We start from the raw sequence: 19,682 nt of genomic DNA, 5'->3' as shown, positions 1-19,682 counted from the left end.
GCACTAGAAAGTGTGAAAGGTAAAAAATGTGCGCTGAGTGGATAAGTAGCTTGCTAAGGAATATACTTACGTTCATGGTTGTTTGTAAATACCTTTGGCGTTGTACTTATCCCGTTACAAATGCTCCGCGAAGGTTTGAATTGTAGGCCGCAGACGAGTCCCAAGAGCGCTCGCTGCAATTTTATTCAGTGGATGTTCAGACTGCTGAAGCATCCTGATCGAGGTTGTACTGCCATGGTCCGTCGTACCAAAGAGGAAGCCCAGGAAACCCGTAACCAGATACTCGAAGCGGCAGAAAAAGCCTTCTACGAGCGGGGTGTGGCGCGCACGACACTGGCCGATATCGCGACCCTGGCCGGCGTCACTCGCGGGGCCATCTATTGGCATTTCAGCAACAAGGCCGATGTGGTGCAGGCGATGCTCGATAGCTTGCACGAACCACTGGATGACATGGCCAAGGCCAGCGAGAGCGAGGACGAACCCGACCCCCTGGGCTGCATGCGCAAGCTGCTGATTCATTTGTTTCATCAGATTGCCCTGGACCCGAAAACCCGGCGTCTCAATGAGATCCTGTTTCACAAGTGCGAATTCACCGATGAAATGTGCGACCTGCGTCAGCAGCGTCAGGCCGCCAGCCTGGACTGCAACGTGCGGATCGGCCTCGCCTTGCGTAACGCAGTCAACCGTGGGCAATTGCCGGCAGACCTCGACACCGTCCGTGCCGCCATCAGCCTGCATGCCTACATTGACGGCATTCTGTATCAGTGGCTGCTGGCACCGGACAGCTTTGAGCTGCACGCCGAGGCCGAGCGCTGGGCCGATACAGGGTTGGATATGCTGCGCTTCAGTCCCAGCCTGCGCAAATGAAACAAAATGCGTAAGTAGCAGCAGCGATGTCAAGGGACGAGCGCCGCAGACTGCTTTATATACGTAGAGCCGCCAGGTGGACAGGTAGCGGGGTGCGTATTTTGTAGGAGATTTGTGTCAATTGATCTAACGGGTCTAGCCGTCAGCGCGCCAATACCCTCACTGCCTGAAGGTCAAGACACCCGTAATACAAAGCCCCGGCTCTTTCGAGACGAGGCTTTGTTGTAGTGCGTGTTGCTGTTCGGTTTTACAGCACCGGATAGTCGATGTAGCCCACTGGACCTTTAGCGTAAAACAGTTCCGGACGCGGCTCGTTCAACGGCGCATCAGCCTTCAAGCGGGCCGGCAAGTCCGGGTTGGCAATGAACGGCACGCCGAAGGCTACTGCGTCAGCCTTGCCAGCCGCCAGCCAGGCGTTGGCGCTGTCTTTGGTGAAACGTTCGTTGGCGATGTACGGGCCGCCGAATGCTTCTTTCAGTTGTGGGCCGAGGCTGTCGGCGCCTTCTTTTTCCCGGGAGCAGATGAACGCGATGCCACGTTTGCCCAGCTCTCGAGCGACGTAGGTAAAAGTCTCCGCCAGGTTGTCATCGCCCATGTCGTGGGAGTCGGCGCGAGGCGCCAGGTGCACGCCCACGCGGCCGGCGCCCCAGACTTCGATGGCGGCGTCGGTCACTTCCAGCAACAGGCGGGCGCGGTTTTCCAGGGAGCCACCGTAGTGGTCGGTGCGCTGGTTGGTGCTGCTTTGGAGGAACTGGTCAAGCAGGTAGCCGTTGGCGCCGTGGATTTCCACGCCGTCGAAACCGGCGGCCTTGGCGTTTTCGGCACCCGTGCGGTAGGCGTCGACGATGTCGGCGATTTCAGCGGTTTCCAGGGCGCGTGGGGTCGGGTAGTCGGCCAGAGGGCGCACCAGGCTGACGTGGCCTTTTGGCTGAATGGCGCTTGGTGCGACAGGCAGCTCACCGTTCAGGTACGACTCGTGAGAGACCCGGCCGACGTGCCACAGTTGCAGGAAGATCTTGCCGCCCGCGCCGTGGATGGCCTTGGTTACGTTGCTCCAGCCGCGTACCTGGTCGTTGGACCAGATACCCGGGGTATCCGGGTAGCCGACACCCATCGGCGTGACCGAGGTGGCCTCGCTGAGGATCAGGCCAGCCGAGGCCCGTTGTACGTAGTACTCGGCCATGAGCGCATTCGGCACCCGGCCTTCGTCGGCGCGGCAGCGGGTCAATGGCGCCATGATGATGCGGTTGGCGAGTTCGACGTGGCCCAGTTTGATCGGATCGAAAATAGTCGTCATGAAATACAAACCTCGTGGCAGATCAATGGGTAGCAGGGGCCAGTTCGGCATTGCCGCTCTGGCGGAAAGTAATCAGCGTCACCAGCAGGGCGAGGACTGCCAGGGCAGCGGCCGCCAATGGCACGCGGGTCAGGCCGAAGCCGTGGGCGATAACGCTGCCGCCGACCCAGGCGCCCAGTGCGTTGCCGACGTTGAATGCGCCGATGTTCAGGGTCGACACCAGGTTCGGTGCCGCCTTGCCGAAGGTCACCACGTTGATCTGCAACGCCGGGACGGCGGCGAACGATGCGGTGGCCCAGAGGAACAGGGTGATTTCGGTCGGGATCAGCGCCACGCTGGTCCAGGTCAATACGGTGGAGACCACGGCCATCGAGATGAAAACGCCAATCAGGGTCGCTGCCAGTCGCTTGTCCGCCAGCTTGCCGCCGATGATGTTGCCCACGGTCAGGCCCAGGCCAATCAACAGCAGGGTCCAGGTAACGCCTTTGGGCGAGACCCCGGTAACGTCGCCGAGCAGCGGCGCGACATAGGTGAACAAGGTGAACATCGAGGCGGCGAACAGCGCGGTCATGCTCAGGGACAACCAGATGCCGGCGCCCTTGAGTGCCCGCAATTCGGCGCGCATGTCGAGTTTCTCTTCATCCCGCTTGGCGGGCAGGAACCGAATCAGGCCGATCAGCGCAATCACGCCAATGACGGTTACTGCCCAGAAGGTCGAGCGCCAGCCGGCTTCCTGGCCGAGGGCGGTGCCCAGTGGCACGCCGAGGACGTTGGCCAAGGTCAGGCCGGTGAACATCAGGGCCACGGCGGATGCGCGCTTGTTAGCCGGAACCAGGCCTGCCGCCACCACCGAGCCGATGCCGAAGAAGGCGCCGTGGCAAAGCGCCGTCACGACACGGGCGAACATCAGCACGTTGTAGTCACTGGCCAGCGCGCAAAGCAGATTGCCGATGATGAAAATGCCCATCAACGCTACCAGGGCGGCCTTGCGCGGCAGTTTGGCGGTGGCCAGTGCCATGAACGGCGCACCGATGGCCACGCCCAGTGCGTAACCGGTCACCAACCAGCCCGCGCCAGGAATCGACACGCCGAGGTCGGCCGCCACATCGGGCAACAGGCCCATGATGACGAACTCGGTGGTACCGATGGCGAAGGCGCTCAAGGCCAGGATGAGGAGCGAGAGGGGCATGTTGGTTCCTTGTGGGCTGGCTGACTGAAAGGGTCAGAGCTCTTTACTGAAGGTGCTGAGGAATTCCTGGATGGTTTCCTCGTTGCGTTTGAAAAAGTGCCATTGACCAACTTTGCGGCTGCTGATCAGGCCGGCGCGTTGCAGGGTGGCCAGGTGCGCGGAGACTGTGGATTGCGACAGGCCACAGCGTTGATCGATTTGTCCGGCGCAGACTCCGTGCTCGTTGCTGTGGGTCTGGTCGGGGAATTCGAGGGTAGGGTCTTTCAACCAGTGCAGGATTTCTCGCCGGACTGGGTGTGCCAGGGCTTTTATTATTTCGTCGAGATTAATAGGCATGGTATGGGCTCGTGATGAGTAAAACGCTATATCGCGATGAGGCGAACTTTAAATCGCTATTTCGCGATACACAAATATGATTTTGGTCTCACGACCACATAATTCGCTATATCGAGTTATAACGATACGTTGGCTGTAACGATTCGGGTGCGCAGTGCTAAGCTGGCGACATGAATTATCTCGCACATCTGCACCTTGGTGGGCAGCGCCCCGGTCAATTTCTCGGCAGCCTATATGGCGATTTCGTCAAAGGGCGGCTGCAGGGGCAATTTGATCCGGAGGTCGAGGCGGCCATCCAGCTGCATCGCAGCATTGACGTATTTACCGACCGGCATCCGTTGGTCGATGTATCGTTGTCGCGTTTTTCCCTGACTCGCCGGCGTTACGCCGGGATCGTCCTCGATGTGTTTTTCGATCACTGCCTGGCGCGGGACTGGGGCCTGTATGCCGAGCAGCCGCTGGAACGGTTCACTTCGGATGTGTACCGGGTGCTGGCCAGTGAGCGGCAACTGCCGGAACGCCTGGCGAGGATTGCGCCGCACATGATGGCCAATGACTGGTTGGGGTCTTATCGCCAGTTCGATTTGCTGGAGCAGGTGCTGCGCGGGATTTCGCGGCGGCTGACCCGGCCGGAGGAACTGGCCGGGGCGATGCAGGAGTTGCGGGTGCTGTATGAGCCGCTGAGCGAGGATTTCCGGTTGTTCTACCCTCAGCTTCAGCTCTTTGTGCAGAACCATCCAGCAAAATAGACCTGGGGGAGACCCTGCGGGAGCGAGCCTGCTCGCGATTGCGGTCTGTCAGCCAACAGAGTTGTCGACTGATACACCGCTATCGCGAGCAGGCTCGCTCCCACAGGAGAATTGTTTTTTCGGGAATGGTTGTCAGGCAGCTATAGCAGGGCGCATCGGCCTTTGCTGCTGTTCCGGAATCGCCCCAAACAATGCCTTCTGCACCGCCTGCTGTGCATCGAACGCCAGCGCCGCGCGTTCCCGGCCTTCACAAGCGATTGGCTTGAGCAGATGAATTTCCACATCACCGCGCTCATCGCCGAACAGGCGCATCAGGTGCGACAGCAAGTCATCGTCGCCAATAAAAGGCGCCAGCGAATCCAGCTCACCCCCGCGCAGATAACGAATCGCCACCGGTTGCAGCTTCACCTGGGAATCAATCGCCGCGGATAGCAGGCGACCATGGAAGGTGCGCAGCGAGCGGCCATCGGTGGTGGTGCCTTCCGGGAACATCAACAGGGGATGGGCCTGCTGCAGATGACGGGCCATTTGCTTGCGGATCAACTGGCTGTCGCCCGAACCACGACGAATGAACAGGCTGCCGGCCTTGGCCGCCAGCCAGCCCGCCACCGGCCAGGTGCGCACCTCGGCCTTGGACAGGAACGACAGCGGGGTGAGCATGCCCAGCAGCGGAATGTCTGTCCAGGACACGTGATTGCTGACCCAGAGCATCGGTTGCTGCGGCAGTTCGCCGTGGACGGTCACACGAAAGGGCAGGGCATTGGCCAGGCGCGCCATGAAGAAACGCGACCAGCGCTGGCGGCGCGCCATGGAGTGCGCGATGCCCAGGCGCTCGAACAACCCGAACACGCCAGCCATGCTCAACCCCAGCGTTACCACCACCAGCACTCGTGCGATTCGTGCGTACACCCTCAACCGGCTCATCACATGGCCGCCTTGAAGTGCTTGGCGTAACGCGGGCAGAGTTCATCGCGCTTGAGCAGGATAAATACGTCGGCCACCTGGAAATCTTCATCCCAGCAGGGCTCGCCGCAAATCTTCGCGCCCAGGCGCATGTACGCCTTGAGCAGCGGTGGCATTTCGGCGATGACGTTGGAGGGAATGGCCAGTGCCGGCAGCGGCTTTTTCGGCTCGGCACGCAGGTGTTCGGTGCACAGGTAGCGCTCGCGCAGGCGCTGCATGATCGCATGGGCCTGGATTCCGCCATCCTGCATCGGGATGCTGGCACAGCCCATCAGGTAGCTATAGCCGCCCTGGTTCAACACTTCGGCCAGCTCACCCCAGAGCACGGCGATGGTGCCGCCGTTGCGATAGGCGGGATCGACGCAGGTGCGCCCGATTTCCAGAATCGGGCCCTGCAAGTGGACCAGGCCATGCAGGCTGAACTCCTCTTCGCTGTAGAACCTGCCCAGGCTGCTCGCGGCCTGGTGGTCAAGCAAGCGGGTAGTCGCCACCAGGCGGCCGGTGTTCAGGTCGCGCACCCCGATGTGGGCGCAGTGAACGTCGTAGTCATCCATGTCCAGACCCCACTCCGCGCCTTTCAGCTTGGCGTTGAATTCGCCGCTGAACACGTTGAAGCGCAGAGCCTGGGCTTCCTGCAGCGCGTCGGCACCTACCAGGCGTTCGGCTTGCAGGCGACGTTCATTGCCGGTGTCGCGGATGTGGGCGATCTGGGTCATGGCGAATCTCCGTGCGGGCTGGTCACCCGTCTTGGGTGGCAGTCGATCGACTTTCTTTATGCAGCCGTGTTGTGCAAAGTCAGGCTATGTAGCCCCGGTGTCATCGCCATGAAGCTTTGGTGATGCTTGTATGACAGCCCTTGAGGAGCCTTCAATGCCTTGGCAGAACCTGTTGAAACGTTGTGATCGAGTGCCGGCCAGTTCGGACCTGGCGGAAGGCTTTGCCAATCTTTTGCAGCAACTGGGGAGTGTCACGCCCTTCGAGCTGGCAGTGGCGGGCGGGCGATTGATGGCGACGCCGGGGCTGGCATTTCTGGTGGGGTATCAGGCTGCGTTACGCATGCTCTGGCCAAGCGCGCCGCTGAGCCTGGGCGCCATGTGTGCGACCGAGCAGCGCAGCCTGCGGGTGGCGGACATGCAGACTCGCCTGGGCGATTTACGCCTGAGCGGCCGCAAGGATTTCGTCACCGCGGGCAATGCTGCCGACTGGCTGCTGGTCGCCGCTCGCAGCGAGCAGCCCGGCGAAGCGCCTCGCCTGAGCCTGGCGGTGGTGTATCCGGGCGAGCCCGGGGTAAGCCTGGAGCACCTGCCGTCGATACCGTTGATGCCGGATATCAGCCACTGTCGGCTGGTTCTGGAGAACGCCCAGTGCGAATTGCTGGCCGGGGACGGTTGGGACGCCTACGTCAAACCGTTCCGCACCCTGGAAGATATCTATGTGCTGAGCGCAATGACCGCCTGGCTTTACGGTATAGGGCAGGACAGTGACTGGCCACGGTCCCTGCAACTGCGCTTGCTGGCGTTGCTCGCCGGATGTGCGGAAGTCAGCCGTCAGGCGCCGAACAATCCGGCAGGGCATGTGTTGCTGGGCGGTTTGTTCGCCCAGTTCGACGGGCTCAAGGTCGAGATCGGCCTGGCGCTGGCGGATGGGCCGCCGCACTGGGCGGCGATGTGGCAGCGCGATCAGGCGGTGATGGATCTGGCAGCGGTGGCGCGGGGCAAGCGGTTGGCCAAGGCATTGGCGTGATCTGCGCTGGATTGAATGGCCCCATCGCGGGCAAGCCTTGCTCCCACAGGGATTTGCAGTGCACACGCGATTCCTGCGCGATGGTCTGCACCCCAAAATTGATGATTGAGGTCCAACATTTTTGGGCCAGACCAGTCAGCGGTGTGGCCGCTGACCTGTGTGAGCAAGGCTTGCCCGCGATGGCGTCTCCAAGGTCCACACCCAACTTAAAACTGTAATTAGCTTCAACTAGGCTCAACAGGTTCAACCTCCCGAGCCCTCACCATGTCCAAAGGTTTGTCCCTGTGTTTCCTGGTGATGCTCAGTGTCTGCGCCCGTGCCGAAACCTGGCCCGGGGAGCAGTGGTCCAGCGGCCCGAGCCTGAGCGGGCCAACGCTGCAAGCCCTGGAGGCCTATGCATTCGCGCCCCGTAATGACAGCACCCGGGCAGGTATACGTACCGATGCCTTGCTGGTGATCCGCGACGGCCAATTGCTTTACGAACGCTACTGCGCACCGATCACTGCCGACACGCCGCACCTGACCTGGTCGATCAGCAAGAGCCTCATGGCCGCGGTCCTCGGCGTGGCCTATGGCGAAGGCCTGTTCAAGCTTTCGGACCCGGTGCTGAAGTTCTATCCGGCGCTGGGAAAGCATCCGGCCATCAGCATGGCTGACCTGCTGCACTGGGCCTCCGGCCTGGACTGGCAGGAAGACTACGAGTACGCCCCGCTGAAGTCCTCAGTGGTGGCGATGCTGTATACCCGCGGTCATTCAAACATGGCTGCGTTCACTGCCTCCCACGACGCTTACGCCGAGCCCGGCCAGGTGTTTCGCTATTCCAGTGGCGACAGCAACCTGCTGTCCGCCGCGTTGAAAGCCATCGTTGGGCCGACGCGTTATGCGGATTACCCATGGAACGCCTTGTTCGAGCCGCTGGGCATCCGCGACGCGACCTGGGAGGCCGACGCCAGTGGCCCTTTCGTCGCGTCCTCCTATGCCTACCTCACCGCCCGCGATCTGGCACGCATCGGTTTGCTGATGGCGCGCGACGGGCGCTGGGGCGAACGACAATTGCTGCCCAAGGATTGGGTCGCCTTCAATCGCGAGCCCTTCACGGGGTACAAGGCCCACCAGGATGCTACGGTGCCGGGCGGACATTGGTGGCTTAACCGCGTCGTCGAGGGGGCAGCGCGACCCTGGCCCGATGCTCCTGCCGATACCTTCGCGGCGCTCGGGCATTGGGGCCAGGCGCTGTACGTGATCCCCAGCGAAAACCTGGTGATCGTGCGCTACGGTGATGATCGCGATGGCAGCTATAGCCACAACACATTGCTCAGGCTCGTGCGCCAGGCAGTCGCCGGGCAGGTGCAGCGGTGACTCGCCGCAGCTTTGTACGCCGCCGTCCTCTCATCACGCTGTGGCTGATTCTGCTGCTCGCCCTGCTTGGCTGGGTCTGGCAGGAGCGGATGGCGCTGTGGGCGTTTCCTGACATCATCAGCGCCTACACCGCGAAGGAGTATTGCTCGTGCCGATACGTGATGAACAGCCCCGCCGAGTATTGCCACAGCTACGTGAAACAGTGGCTGCCCACTAGCGGATTTACCGATGACCCGGTCGGCAAGCGCATCACCGTCAGCGGGATGGGCCGCAGTAACAGCGCGCAATGGATCAGCAAGCACCAGGGTTGTCGCCTGTCGCCCTGAGTCCGCCGAACCTGCGCGTTGTTCTGCTCAACTGCTTCAGGTTCCACCCAGTGGAACCACATTCGATTGTCCTCGCGCCGCGCTCGCGGTTATCTGGTGGGGAGCGCGACCTGCCTTGATGTGTCGCGCTCAACACCCGACAACCGCGAACAACAAGAACGGGAATCAACCCGGCCAGAGGACAATCGTCATGAACCGACATCAGCACATTCTTGCCTGGCTCAACGATGTGGCCAGCGATCTGCACGCCACGCGCCAGGACATTCACGCTCACCCTGAACTCGGCTTCGAGGAAACCCGCACCTCGGCGCTGGTGGCCAGATCCCTGCAGGCGTGGGGTTATGAAGTGCATACAGGGATCGGCAAGACCGGCGTGGTTGGAGTCCTGCGTAACGGCAACAGTTCGCGAAAAATCGGGATTCGAGCGGACATGGACGCGCTGCCGATCATCGAGAACACTGGCGCCACTTACAGCAGTCAACATCAGGGCTGCATGCACGCCTGCGGCCATGACGGCCATACCACCATGCTGCTGGGTGCGGCACGTTACCTGGCGGCAACCCGTCAGTTCGACGGTACCCTGACCCTCATTTTCCAACCCGCCGAAGAAGGCCAGGGTGGTGCCGAGGCGATGCTCGCCGACGGCCTTCTTGAGCGCTTTCCCTGCGACGCATTGTTCGGTATGCACAACATGCCGGGGCTGCCTGCCGGTCACCTGGGCTTTCGCGAAGGCCCGATGATGGCTTCGCAGGATTTGCTTGCGGTCATCATTGAAGGTGTCGGCGGTCACGGTTCGATGCCGCATCTGGCGGTCGATCCGCTGGTAGCGGCGGCCAGCGTGGTCATGGCTCTGCAAACCGTGGTTGCACGCAACATCGATGCTCAGCAGGCGGCAGTCGTCACAGTCGGAGCGTTGCAGGCCGGGGAAGCGGCCAATGTCATTCCACAGCAGGCGATCCTGCGCCTCAGCCTGCGCGCGTTGAATGCCCAGGTGCGCGAGCAAACCCTCGACCGGGTGCGCGCGATCATTGAGGCCCAGGCCCGGAGTTTCGGTTGCACTTCGCGCATCGAACATCGTCCGGCCTACCCGGTGCTGGTCAATCACGCGGCCGAAACCGAGTTCGCCCGGCAAGTGGGCGTCGAACTGGTCGGCGCCGATGCGGTGGACGGTAGCACGCCAAAACTCATGGGCAGCGAGGACTTTGCGTGGATGCTGCAGCGTTGCCCGGGCACCTACCTGTTCATCGGCAATGGCGTTTCGCGGCCGATGGTCCACAACCCCGCCTATGACTTTAACGACGACATCCTGCTGATCGGGGCGGCGTACTGGGGGGCGCTGACCGAGAGCTGGCTCAAGCCGGCCTGACCCGCACTTTCTACTGCCGCTGTACCGGGCGCGCACTCTTGCGCCCGTTCTCACCAACAGGGTTTTTGGAGAGTCCTTCATGCAGACTTCGAGCACAGGTGTTTCGCGTACCCGGCAGGTCGTCGCCGCCGTTATCGGCAACGCGCTGGAATGGTATGACTTCATTGTCTATGGCTTTCTGGCGAGCATCATCGCCCGCCAGTTCTTTCCGTCCGAAGACGAATACGCTTCGCTGCTGATGGCGCTAGCGACCTTTGGCGTCGGTTTTTTCATGCGCCCGGTGGGGGGCATCCTGCTGGGCATGTATTCCGATCGCAAAGGCCGCAAGGCCGCGATGCAGATGATCATCCGCCTGATGACAGTGTCCATTGCACTGATCGCGTTTGCGCCCAATTACGCCGCCATCGGCATGGGCGCTCCGCTGTTGATCGTGGTCGCGCGAATGCTCCAGGGCTTCGCTACGGGCGGCGAATACGCCAGCGCCACGGCGTTTCTGGTGGAGAGTGCGCCTGCTCACAGAAAAGGTCTGTACGGTTCGTGGCAACTGGTAGGCCAGTGTCTGGCGGTATTTTGCGGCGCGGGAATGGTGGCATTGGTCACTCATCTGTTTTCCCCCGAGGCGCTGGACAGCTGGGGCTGGCGGATTCCGTTTGTGCTCGGCTTGCTGATCGGCCCGGTCGGCCTGTGGATTCGCAAGCACATGGAGGAGCCGGAGGAGTTTCTTGAGGCTCGCCGGCAGGCAAAGGGCGAGAGCCCGAGCCTCATGCAAGTGATCCGCGAGCATCGGCGCAGCATCCTGGTATCGATGGGCCTGGCATGCGGCGCAACGGTGTCGTTTTACGTGGTGCTGGTGAATATGCCGACCTTCGCGCATAAGAATCTGGGTCTGCCTCTTGATCAGGTACTGCTGGTGCAAATGCTCGCGGTGGCGGTGATGACGGTAGTGATTCCACTGTCCGGCGCACTGTCGGACAGGCTAGGTCGGCGGCCGGTATTGATGGCGTTTACCCTGGCGTTTTTCCTGATGGTGTATCCGCTGTACGTGTGGGTTGCAGCGGCACCCTCGGTGGAGCGACTGCTGGTGATGCAGATGTTGTTATGCAGTGCGATTGGCGGATTTTTCGGCCCGGCACCGACTGCACTGGCTGAGCAGTTTCCTATCGAAGTACGTTCCACCGGAGTGTCGGTGGCCTATAACGTGGCGGTGATGGTCTTCGGCGGTTTCGCCCCGCTGATCGTCACGTGGCTCAGCAAGGTGCTGGCGACTCCGGTTGCCCCAGCGTTCTACGTGTTGTTCGCTTGCGTGCTGACGCTGCTTGGCACTTACTGCATGCACGAGACGCCGCGCAAGAAAGCTGTCGCCCTTGACCTTGAGGTGAAACCTTGAGCCTGCATCCGATTGTTCAACTGGACGCCGATGCGTTGTCCCGTGCCATTCACTCCCGACAGGTATCCTGCCGGGAGGTGATGCAGGCTTATCTGGCGCAGATCGAGCGCTTCAATCCACAGGTCAATGCCCTGGTGTCGCTGCGCCCGACTGATGAGCTTCTGGCCGAGGCTGACGTCTGCGACCGGCAACTGGATCAAGGCCAGTCCCGTGGCTGGATGCACGGGATGCCACAGGCGATCAAGGATCTGGCTGCTACTGCGGGGTTGCGCACGACCATGGGCTCGTCGCTGTTTGCCAGGCACGTTCCACAGCACGACGCGATCAGCGTGGCGCGGGTGCGCGCTAATGGCGCGATCATCGTTGGCAAGAGCAATGTCCCGGAATTCGGCCTCGGCTCGCAGACCTATAACAGCGTGTTTGGCATCACCACTAACGCTTATGACCCGACGTTGATTGCCGGCGGTAGTAGCGGCGGTGCAGCGGTGGCGCTGGCTTTGCGCATGCTGCCGGTGGCCGACGGCAGCGACATGATGGGTTCGCTGCGCAATCCGGCGGCGTTCAACAACGTCTTCGGTTTTCGTCCATCGCAGGGCCGGGTACCCTATGGGCCCGTGCCGGAAACGTTCGTCCAGCAACTGGCCACTGAAGGGCCGATGGGCCGCAGCGTCACCGATGTGGCGCGGTTGTTGGGCATCCAGGCCGGGCATGACCGGCGCGTGCCGCTGTCACTGACCAGCGACCCGCAGCAGTTCAACGAGCCGTTGCAATGCGACTTCGCCGGGGCCAGGCTCGGCTGGCTGGGAGACTACAACGGCTACCTGCCGATGGACGTCGGTGTGTTGAATCTGTGCGAGTCGGCCTTGGGGGACTTCACTGCCCTGGGTTGCCAGGTTGAAACCTGTCACCCGGATTTCTCCATGGAGCGTTTGTGGCAGTGCTGGCTGGTGCACCGGCACTGGCTGGTGCAGGGCAGTCTCGGGGCGCTGCATGCCGACCCGCTGAAGCGCGAACAGATGAAGCCTGAAGCGCAATGGGAAATCGAGGGCGGACTGCGAATGACCGCAGCCGATGTCTACCAGGCATCCGTCAGCCGCAGCGAGTGGTACTGCGTCCTGGGCAAGTTATTCGAACGTTACGATTTCCTGCTGTTGCCCACCGCGCAAGTGTTCCCTTTTGATGCACAAACCCCTTGGCCGCGCATCGTCGGCGGGCGTTCCATGGACACATATCACCGCTGGATGGAAGTGGTGATCGGGCCGACGTTGGCCGGCTTGCCTTGCATGAGCGTACCCGTGGGATTCAACTCGGCGGGGTTGCCCATGGGCCTGCAAATCATAGGCCCGGCGCAGGCGGATCGGGCGGTCCTGCAACTGGCCTACGCCCATGAACAGCTGACGCAATGGGTCAAGCGCCGACCGCCAGCGTGCCTGCAAATAACTTGATTCGATGCGACGGGCCCGCATCTTGCTGCATAAAGTGATCATCCATCCGGGCTACCTGAACCGGACTTAGGGAGGTCCAATCATGGAGAGTAAAACCGACACCGGCAGCGTCCGATCCGTTGAACGGGCCCTGGCGATCGTCGAACTGCTGGGCAAGCACCAGGCGTTGGGCCTCGAAGAGTTGCACTACCTGACCAGCCTGCCCAAAGCGACGGTGTCGCGCATGTTGCTGACCTTGCAGGAACAGGGCTGGATCTTTCGCGGCCTGAGTGATCGGCGTTATCGGCTGTGTGCCAGGCGCCTGTTTGGCGACAGTCAACAGCGCTTCAAGCGGCGCCTGGTGGAAAGCGCCGCGCCGCTGCTGATGGAGCTGAGCGAGCGCACGGGGCTGGTCGCCGACCTTTCCAGCTTTGACGGCGAGCGGGTCGAGGTCATGGAAAGTTCGATTCCTGCCGTGCTGCGCAAGCGTTACCCGAACAACTGCCAGATCGTCGGCCAGCACGCCAGCTTGTTTCATTCAGCAATGGGTCGGGCGTGCCTGGGCGAGCTGGAAATCGATGAGGTAGAGCGCCTGGCCGGTCGTGAGCGATTGACCGATGAGAGTCTGTTCCGTGCCAGTGAGCAGGCGTTGCATCAGGGCTTTGGCCAGCGCACCGAAGGTTTTTGGGAGTACCCAGTGCGCCTGCCTTTTCTGATCCGCGCGGTGGCGCTGCCGATTCATGCCGATGGCCGCCTGGTGGGCAGCATGGCGCTACACTGGCCGATGGACCAGGCGCCGGTGGAGCGGGTGCTGAGCCTGCATCTGAGCAGCCTGGCTGCGACCATTGGCGAGGTACGGCACGCGCTGGCCTAGCCACCTCAGGGGCGCCGCTGGAGTAACAGGTTGTTTGCAAGCGGCCTCAGGCCAGTTAAGGTTCGTGCAAGTTTATCCACCCACGAGTCTCTATGCTCAACCGCTCCCTGGTCAAAACTATCGCCCTGATGCTGCTTGCCGGCACAACCCTTTCGGCCCAGGCCAACTGGTACCTGGACGGCGAATCCTCGCGGCTGTCGTTCGTCAGCACTAAAAACGCCAACATTTCCGAAGTGCAGCGCTTCCTCGTGCTGCACGGCAAGGTCAGCCCCAAAGGCCTGGCCGAGGTCGAAGTCGAGCTGGACTCGGTGAACAGTGGTATTCCATTGCGCGACGAACGCATGCGCAAGGAGCTGTTCGACACCAAGACCTTCGCCGAAGCCCTGATCACTACGCAAATTGACCTGGGCCCGATCAATGATCTCGCCTCCGGTGCGCAGCTCGAGTTGCGTCTGCCGGTGACCGTTAACCTGCATGGCAAGACCCACGAATACAACGCCGAGCTGTTGGCGACTCGTCTTGATGACCGGCGATTTCAGGTAGTGACGCTGGAGCCGCTGGTGATCAACGCGGCGGACTTCGACCTTGCGCCGGGGCTGGAAAGCTTGCGCAAGGTCGCCGGTCTATCGGCGATCAGCCTGTCGGTACCGGTGGGTGCGGTACTGATCTTCACGGCGCGCTGACTGCCATGGCCGGTGCGATCTTCCCCTGGCGCGAAGGCAACAGCTTTGAGCTGTTGATCGATGGTCCGCAGTTCTTCCCGCGAATGCTGGTGGCGATCGCACGCGCCGAAGAACAGGTCGAACTGGAGCTGTATCTGGTGGAGGCGGGCGCCTGCGCCGAAGCCATGGTGCAGGCGTTGACCCAGGCCGCCGAGCGCGGAGTGCGTGTGCGCTGCCTGTTCGATGACTATGGCAGCCTCGCATTTACCCAGGCCCTGCGTCAGCGCCTGATAGCCGCTGGCGTGGAGTTGCGCTTCTACAATCGCTTGAGCTGGCGGCGCTGGGTGGGCAACTTCTATCGTGACCACCGCAAAGTGCTGTTGGTCGATCAGAGCCTGGCGGTGGTCGGCGGCACTGGCGTCACCGATGAGTTCTGGAACCCGGGGGAGGACGTCAGCGAGTGGCACGAGGTCATGGTGGAAATTTCCGGTCCTCTGGTGATCGACTGGCAGTTACTGTTTGACCGCCAATGGATCGCCAACCGCCATCGCCGCGCATGGAGGCCTGCGGCGCATTTCGGTTTGCCGCGCCTGCCCAAGGTGCCTTCCGCGGGCGAGGGCATGGGGCGGGTGGCGTACGCTGATGCGCGCCAGCACCGCGATATTCTGCAGTCGCTGATCCGTGCGCTGAACAGTGGGCAGAAACGCATCTGGCTCGCCACGCCCTATTTCCTGCCGACCTGGAAGGTCCGTCGCTCGCTGCGCCGCGCTGCCTCGCGGGGGATCGATGTGCGGCTGCTGCTGACTGGGCCGCGCACCGATCATCCGTCGGTCCGCTACGCCGGGCATCGTTATTACCCCAGGTTGCTGAAGTCTGGCGTGAAAATCTTCGAGTACCAGCCCTGTTTCCTGCACTTGAAAATGGTCCTGGTCGATGACTGGGTCAGCATCGGCTCGTGCAATTTCGATCACTGGAATTTGCGTTTCAACCTGGAAGCCAACCTTGAAGCCCTGGACCCAGGGTTGACCCGAGCAGTGGTGGCCAGTTTCGAGAAGGATTTTACCCAGAGTCAGGAAGTCAGCCTGGAGGCCTGGCAGCGCAGGCCGCTGTGGCGGCGGGTGAAGCAGCGGGTGTGGGGATGGGTGGATCGGCTCGTGGTGAATTTGCTGGATCGGCGGGGGTAGTCGTAAATTATTGTGGGAGCGGGCTTGCCCGCGATGACGGCCTGACAGTCAACGTAGATGTTGAATGTTATGGCCTCATCGCGGGCAAGCCCGCTCCCACAGTGATTCGCAGTGTCCGAGGGGTTACAGCAACTCGAAACTCTGCTGAGTCACGTCCTGCGAGTCCAGGCCGATCTGCACGTTGAACTTGCCAGGCTCTGCCGCGTACTTGAGCCGGGTGTTGAAGAACTTCAGGTCATCCTCGGTAATGGTGAAGTGCACGACTTTCTGTTCGCCGGCCTTGAGCATGATTTTCTGGAAGTTCTTCAGCTCCTTCACTGGCCGGATCATCGAACCGGTGACGTCCTGGATATACAACTGCACCACGGTCTCGCCATCACGCTTGCCAGTGTTCTTCAGCATGACGCTGGCATCGAGCTTGCCGGTCTTGTTCAGTGTGGTCGATGACAACGCCATGTCGCTCAGGCTGAAATCGGTGTAGCTCAGGCCAAAACCGAATGGAAACAGCGGGCCGGTTGTGTCATCGAAGTACTGCGAGGTGTAGTTGCCCGGCTTGCCCGGCGTGAACGGCCGGCCAATGCTCAGGTGGTTGTAGTAGGTCGGAATCTGGCCTACCGAACGCGGGAAGGTCAGGGGCAGCTTGCCCGAGGGGTTATAGTCGCCGAAGAGCACGTCAGCGATGGCATTGCCCCCTTCGGTGCCGCTGAACCAGGTTTCCAGAATCGCATCTGCCTGGTCCTTTTCTTCAAGGATCGACAGTGGACGCCCGTTCATCAACACCAGGACCAATGGCTTGCCGGTGGCCTTGAGGGCCTTGATCAGTTCGCGCTGGCTGGCGGGTATGTTCAGGTCGGTGCGGCTTGAGGACTCGTGGGACATGCCACGGGATTCGCCCACCGCTGCCACCACCACATCGGCGTCCTTGGCCGCTTTCACGGCTTCGTCGATCAGCACCTGGGCCGAGCGCGGATCATCAACCACTTCCGGTGCGTCAAAGTTCAGGAAGTTAAGGTAATCCAGGACCTTCTTGTCGCTGGTGATGTTGGCGCCGCGGGCGTAGATCAAAGTTGCCTTGTCGGCCATGGCCGCGTTCATGCCGTCGAACAGGGTCACTGATTGCGCGGGTCTGCCGGCAGCGGCCCAACTGCCCATCATATCGATTGGCGCCTTGGCCAACGGACCGACCAGGGCGATCTTCGCGGTATTCTTCAACGGCAGGGTCTCGCCCTGGTTCTTCAGCAGCACCAGGCTGCGACGTGCTACGTCACGGGCCTCGGCACGGTGCAGGCGGCTTTCGGCGTAGGTGTCGGCCGGGTCATCCTCGGCCTTGCCGATGCGCAGGTACGGGTCCTTGAACAGCCCCATGTCGTACTTGGCGCCGAGCACAGCCCGCACGGCATTGTCGATGTCGCTCTGCTCGATCTCGCCAGCCTTCAGCAACCCTGGCAGTTCCTTGCCATAAAGCGTGTCGTTCATGCTCATGTGGATGCCGGCCTTGATCGCCAGCTTCGCCGCTTCACGGCCATCGCGAGCAACGCCGTGCTTGATCAGCTCGAAAATCGCCCCGTGGTCGCTGACAGCCAGGCCCTTGAAGCCCCAGTCCTTGCGCAACAGGTCATTCATCAGCCAGGTGTCGGCGGTCGCCGGTACGCCGTTGATTGAGTTCAGTGCCACCATGACTCCGCCGGCGCCAGCATCAATCGCGGCGCGGTACGGCGGCAGGTAGTCCTGGTACATCTTGACCGGGCTCATGTCGACCACGTTGTAGTCGCGACCGCCCTCTACCGCGCCATACAAGGCAAAGTGCTTGACGCTGGCCATGATGCTGTCGGCCGCATTCGCGCCGGCACCCTGGAACGCCTTGACCATGACCCCGGCGATGCGCGACACCAGGTAGGTGTCCTCGCCGAAGCCTTCGGAAGTGCGGCCCCAGCGCGGGTCGCGGGAGATGTCGACCATCGGTGCGAAGGTGATGTCGAGACTGTCGGCCGCGGCCTCTTTGGCAGCAATGCGCCCGGACAGGCCGATGGCGTCCATGTCCCAGCTCGACGCCAGCGCCAGCGGAATCGGGAAAATCGTCCGGTGGCCGTGGATCACGTCATAGGCGAAGAACATCGGGATCTTCAGCCGGCTGCGCATCGCTGCGTCCTGCATCGGACGGTTTTCCGGGCGGGTGATCGAGTTGAACGTGCCACCGATGTTGCCGGCGGCAATTTCCTTGCGGATCATCTCGCGCGGCATTTCCGGGCCTATGCTGATCAGGCGCAGCTGGCCGATTTTTTCATCGAGGGTCATCTGCTTCATCAGGTTACTGACGAAGGCATCCTTGTTTTCCAGAGGTGCGGGCGTCGCGGCGGCCAGTACGTTATGACTGGCCAGGCTGACGAACAGGCCCAGCAAACACAGCTTCTTCATGAATTGTCTTCTCGAAAGCCTAAGCGGCGATGACTTCGCGCCGGTCAGCCAAAATTGAGGGAGCGACTATTGTTGTTCAGGTAAATGCAGCAAACTTCTGAACTGTTTTAATCCTGGAGCATCTTTTAGCCCATCGGCAGGATGCAATCCAGTGGCGGCGCCGATTATGCCCCAAGAGCCGCGTTCAAAGTTCGCAGGTTGTTTTTTCAACGGAATGTGCAAGGGAGCGTCAACCAGATGAATGTACGACACCACTATCGGTCGAGCCTGCAGGTGGCCGCCCTGATGTTGCTGACCACGCTGTTGGCCGGCTGTGGCATCAACAATATTCCAACCCTGGACGAACAGGCGAAGGCCGCCTGGGGTCAGGTGCAGAACCAGTACCAACGCCGTGCCGACCTGATCCCCAACCTGGTGGAAACGGTCAAGGGCTACGCCAAACATGAAGAAGAAACCCTGACGGCGGTCATTGAAGCCCGGGCCAAGGCGACTTCGATCCAGGTGGATGCCAGCACCCTCGACAACCCGGAAAAGCTCAAGCAGTTCCAGCAGGCCCAGGATCAGCTGACCGGTGCCCTGAGTCGCCTGATGGTGGTGTCCGAGCGTTATCCGGACCTCAAGGCCAACCAGAACTTCCTGGCGCTGCAGTCGCAACTCGAAGGTACCGAGAACCGTATCGCGGTCGCACGACGGGATTTCATCCTGGCAGTGCAAAAATACAATACCGAGATCCGCACTTTCCCTGGGCGCCTCTGGCACAGTGTGATGTACAGCGATCTGCCTGTGCGTGAAACCTTCGAGGCGACCAGCCCCGATGCCGATAAAGCACCTCAAGTGAAGTTCTGATCGGGCTGCATTACCACGGATGAGGTTGCCAATGCGCGTGTTGAAAGTTGGCCTGGTGCTGCTGCTCTGGGTGTTTGCCCTGGCGGCCCAGGCCGAGTTGAAGTTTCCCCAGCTGACCGGGCGGGTGGTTGATAACGCCCAGATGATCGAGCCCGCGGTTCGCGAGCAACTGGCCCAGCAACTCCAGGCTCACGAAAAAGCCACCGGTGAACAGTTGGTGGTGGTCACTGTGGCGGATTTGCAGGGCACAGACATTGCCGACTTCGGCTATCAACTGGGGCGGTACTGGGGCATTGGCCAGAAGGACAAGAACAACGGCGCACTGCTGATTGTGGCCCGGGATGATCGACGTTTGCGTATCGAGGTCGGTTACGGGCTGGAAGATCGCCTGACCGATGCGCAGAGTTCGGTGATCATCAATCAGGTGATCACTCCATCGTTCAAGACCGGTAATTTCAGCAAGGGCATCAGCGACGGCGTTGCGGCCATGCTGGTCGTGCTGGGCGGCAATCCGCTGGACGAACCTTCCACGGTCTACGAACCCCGCGGGGATCAGGATAGCGATTTCCTGTCACGGCATCCCGGGGTATTGGTGTTCCTCGTCATGCTGTTCATCCTCACCGTATTTGTCTGCCAGATGCTCGGCATCCTGCCCAGTGGTGGCGGTGGGCGAGGCGGTTCGGGCGGTTTTGGCG

Annotated in this window: 19 protein-coding genes; 13 read left to right on the top strand and 6 right to left on the bottom strand. The window is 61.4% G+C overall.

What is annotated here, in order from left to right:
* Window positions 1-234 precede the first annotated feature (234 nt).
* Complete coding sequence (gene emhR, locus UB23_RS19985) at window positions 235-867, top strand: efflux system transcriptional repressor EmhR (protein WP_045061103.1); 633 nt, start codon at window positions 235-237, stop codon at window positions 865-867.
* Between the two features lie 247 nt (window positions 868-1,114).
* On the opposite strand, the gene UB23_RS19980 is transcribed toward emhR, so the two are convergent.
* The 3 genes from UB23_RS19980 to UB23_RS19970 are packed head-to-tail and all read right to left on the bottom strand — an operon-like array spanning window position 1,115 to window position 3,689.
* Window positions 1,115-2,164, bottom strand: a complete 1,050-nt coding sequence (locus UB23_RS19980; protein ID WP_045061102.1) for an alkene reductase — start codon at window positions 2,162-2,164, stop codon at window positions 1,115-1,117.
* Between the two features lie 22 nt (window positions 2,165-2,186).
* Entirely contained in the window at window positions 2,187-3,353 is a 1,167-nt protein-coding gene (locus UB23_RS19975; RefSeq protein ID WP_045061032.1) for an MFS transporter, read from the bottom strand.
* A 33-nt stretch (window positions 3,354-3,386) separates the two neighbouring features.
* Window positions 3,387-3,689, bottom strand: coding sequence for an ArsR/SmtB family transcription factor (locus UB23_RS19970; RefSeq protein ID WP_045061031.1), 303 nt, complete (start codon window positions 3,687-3,689; stop codon window positions 3,387-3,389).
* Between the two features lie 170 nt (window positions 3,690-3,859).
* Between UB23_RS19970 and UB23_RS19965 the strand changes: the two genes are divergently transcribed.
* The gene (locus UB23_RS19965) at window positions 3,860-4,438 is read left to right on the top strand and encodes an acyl carrier protein phosphodiesterase (protein ID WP_045061030.1); all 579 of its coding nucleotides are present in this window, start codon (window positions 3,860-3,862) and stop codon (window positions 4,436-4,438) included.
* Between the two features lie 132 nt (window positions 4,439-4,570).
* Here UB23_RS19965 and UB23_RS19960 read toward each other — a convergent pair whose 3' ends face one another.
* Together UB23_RS19960 and olsB are read right to left on the bottom strand one after the other, a co-directional pair.
* Window positions 4,571-5,362 (bottom strand): lysophospholipid acyltransferase family protein, encoded by a 792-nt coding sequence (locus UB23_RS19960; protein WP_045061029.1) that lies wholly within the window; start codon window positions 5,360-5,362, stop codon window positions 4,571-4,573.
* Window positions 5,362-6,117, bottom strand: coding sequence for an L-ornithine N(alpha)-acyltransferase (gene olsB / locus UB23_RS19955; protein WP_045061028.1), 756 nt, complete (start codon window positions 6,115-6,117; stop codon window positions 5,362-5,364). Before olsB ends, UB23_RS19960 begins: the two co-directional genes overlap by 1 nt.
* 154 nt (window positions 6,118-6,271) lie before the next feature.
* Between olsB and UB23_RS19950 the strand changes: the two genes are divergently transcribed.
* The 9 genes from UB23_RS19950 to UB23_RS19910 all read left to right on the top strand — a co-directional run bounded on the left by UB23_RS19950 (window position 6,272) and on the right by UB23_RS19910 (window position 15,726).
* Window positions 6,272-7,144 (top strand): acyl-CoA dehydrogenase family protein, encoded by an 873-nt coding sequence (locus tag UB23_RS19950; RefSeq protein WP_045061027.1) that lies wholly within the window; start codon window positions 6,272-6,274, stop codon window positions 7,142-7,144.
* A gap of 264 nt (window positions 7,145-7,408) precedes the next feature.
* Window positions 7,409-8,503: a serine hydrolase domain-containing protein gene (locus UB23_RS19945; protein WP_045061026.1), complete on the top strand. Its 1,095-nt coding sequence runs from the start codon at window positions 7,409-7,411 to the stop codon at window positions 8,501-8,503.
* Window positions 8,500-8,829, top strand: a complete 330-nt coding sequence (locus tag UB23_RS19940; RefSeq protein ID WP_045061025.1) for a hypothetical protein — start codon at window positions 8,500-8,502, stop codon at window positions 8,827-8,829. Before UB23_RS19945 ends, UB23_RS19940 begins: the two co-directional genes overlap by 4 nt.
* A 190-nt stretch (window positions 8,830-9,019) precedes the next feature.
* Entirely contained in the window at window positions 9,020-10,195 is a 1,176-nt protein-coding gene (locus UB23_RS19935; RefSeq protein WP_045061024.1) for a M20 aminoacylase family protein, read from the top strand.
* 79 nt (window positions 10,196-10,274) lie between these two features.
* Window positions 10,275-11,582 carry a citrate-proton symporter gene (locus tag UB23_RS19930; RefSeq protein ID WP_045061023.1) on the top strand — a complete coding sequence of 436 codons (1,308 nt, stop codon included), beginning with the start codon at window positions 10,275-10,277 and terminating at the stop codon, window positions 11,580-11,582.
* 2 nt (window positions 11,583-11,584) lie between these two features.
* Complete coding sequence (locus tag UB23_RS19925) at window positions 11,585-13,027, top strand: amidase (RefSeq protein ID WP_082069222.1); 1,443 nt, start codon at window positions 11,585-11,587, stop codon at window positions 13,025-13,027.
* 82 nt (window positions 13,028-13,109) lie between these two features.
* On the top strand, window positions 13,110-13,880 hold the full coding sequence (locus UB23_RS19920; protein ID WP_045061021.1) for an IclR family transcriptional regulator: 771 nt from the start codon (window positions 13,110-13,112) through the stop codon (window positions 13,878-13,880).
* Between the two features lie 92 nt (window positions 13,881-13,972).
* A complete protein-coding gene (locus tag UB23_RS19915; protein WP_045061020.1) occupies window positions 13,973-14,563 on the top strand; it encodes a YceI family protein in 591 nt (196 codons plus the stop codon).
* A 5-nt stretch (window positions 14,564-14,568) separates the two neighbouring features.
* The gene (locus tag UB23_RS19910) at window positions 14,569-15,726 is read left to right on the top strand and encodes a phospholipase D-like domain-containing protein (protein WP_045061019.1); all 1,158 of its coding nucleotides are present in this window, start codon (window positions 14,569-14,571) and stop codon (window positions 15,724-15,726) included.
* A 123-nt stretch (window positions 15,727-15,849) separates the two neighbouring features.
* Here the strand turns inward: UB23_RS19910 and bglX are convergent, their stop codons facing one another.
* Window positions 15,850-18,141 (bottom strand): beta-glucosidase BglX, encoded by a 2,292-nt coding sequence (gene bglX / locus UB23_RS19905; protein WP_045061018.1) that lies wholly within the window; start codon window positions 18,139-18,141, stop codon window positions 15,850-15,852.
* A gap of 237 nt (window positions 18,142-18,378) precedes the next feature.
* Between bglX and UB23_RS19900 the strand changes: the two genes are divergently transcribed.
* A complete protein-coding gene (locus tag UB23_RS19900; protein WP_045061101.1) occupies window positions 18,379-18,987 on the top strand; it encodes a LemA family protein in 609 nt (202 codons plus the stop codon).
* 31 nt (window positions 18,988-19,018) lie between these two features.
* On the top strand, window positions 19,019-19,682 hold a 664-nt coding region (locus UB23_RS19895; RefSeq protein ID WP_045061017.1), incomplete at its 3' end, for a TPM domain-containing protein.

The sequence above is a fragment of the Pseudomonas sp. ES3-33 genome (genome assembly GCF_000952175.1).
GTDB classification, from domain to species: domain Bacteria; phylum Pseudomonadota; class Gammaproteobacteria; order Pseudomonadales; family Pseudomonadaceae; genus Aquipseudomonas; species Aquipseudomonas gregormendelii.
This window is presented reverse-complemented; position numbering and strand designations above follow the sequence as displayed.

Excerpts from the sequence above, each read along its gene's own strand:
- emhR (WP_045061103.1), top strand. The coding sequence starts at position 235 with ATGGTCCGTCGTACCAAAGAGGAAGCCCAGGAAACCCGTAACCAGATA.
- UB23_RS19980 (WP_045061102.1), bottom strand. The coding sequence starts at position 2,164 with ATGACGACTATTTTCGATCCGATCAAACTGGGCCACGTCGAACTCGCC.
- UB23_RS19975 (WP_045061032.1), bottom strand. The coding sequence starts at position 3,353 with ATGCCCCTCTCGCTCCTCATCCTGGCCTTGAGCGCCTTCGCCATCGGT.
- UB23_RS19970 (WP_045061031.1), bottom strand. The coding sequence starts at position 3,689 with ATGCCTATTAATCTCGACGAAATAATAAAAGCCCTGGCACACCCAGTC.
- UB23_RS19965 (WP_045061030.1), top strand. The coding sequence starts at position 3,860 with ATGAATTATCTCGCACATCTGCACCTTGGTGGGCAGCGCCCCGGTCAA.
- UB23_RS19960 (WP_045061029.1), bottom strand. The coding sequence starts at position 5,362 with ATGAGCCGGTTGAGGGTGTACGCACGAATCGCACGAGTGCTGGTGGTG.
- olsB (WP_045061028.1), bottom strand. The coding sequence starts at position 6,117 with ATGACCCAGATCGCCCACATCCGCGACACCGGCAATGAACGTCGCCTG.
- UB23_RS19950 (WP_045061027.1), top strand. The coding sequence starts at position 6,272 with ATGCCTTGGCAGAACCTGTTGAAACGTTGTGATCGAGTGCCGGCCAGT.
- UB23_RS19945 (WP_045061026.1), top strand. The coding sequence starts at position 7,409 with ATGTCCAAAGGTTTGTCCCTGTGTTTCCTGGTGATGCTCAGTGTCTGC.
- UB23_RS19935 (WP_045061024.1), top strand. The coding sequence starts at position 9,020 with ATGAACCGACATCAGCACATTCTTGCCTGGCTCAACGATGTGGCCAGC.
- UB23_RS19930 (WP_045061023.1), top strand. The coding sequence starts at position 10,275 with ATGCAGACTTCGAGCACAGGTGTTTCGCGTACCCGGCAGGTCGTCGCC.
- UB23_RS19920 (WP_045061021.1), top strand. The coding sequence starts at position 13,110 with ATGGAGAGTAAAACCGACACCGGCAGCGTCCGATCCGTTGAACGGGCC.
- UB23_RS19915 (WP_045061020.1), top strand. The coding sequence starts at position 13,973 with ATGCTCAACCGCTCCCTGGTCAAAACTATCGCCCTGATGCTGCTTGCC.
- UB23_RS19910 (WP_045061019.1), top strand. The coding sequence starts at position 14,569 with ATGGCCGGTGCGATCTTCCCCTGGCGCGAAGGCAACAGCTTTGAGCTG.
- bglX (WP_045061018.1), bottom strand. The coding sequence starts at position 18,141 with ATGAAGAAGCTGTGTTTGCTGGGCCTGTTCGTCAGCCTGGCCAGTCAT.
- UB23_RS19900 (WP_045061101.1), top strand. The coding sequence starts at position 18,379 with ATGAATGTACGACACCACTATCGGTCGAGCCTGCAGGTGGCCGCCCTG.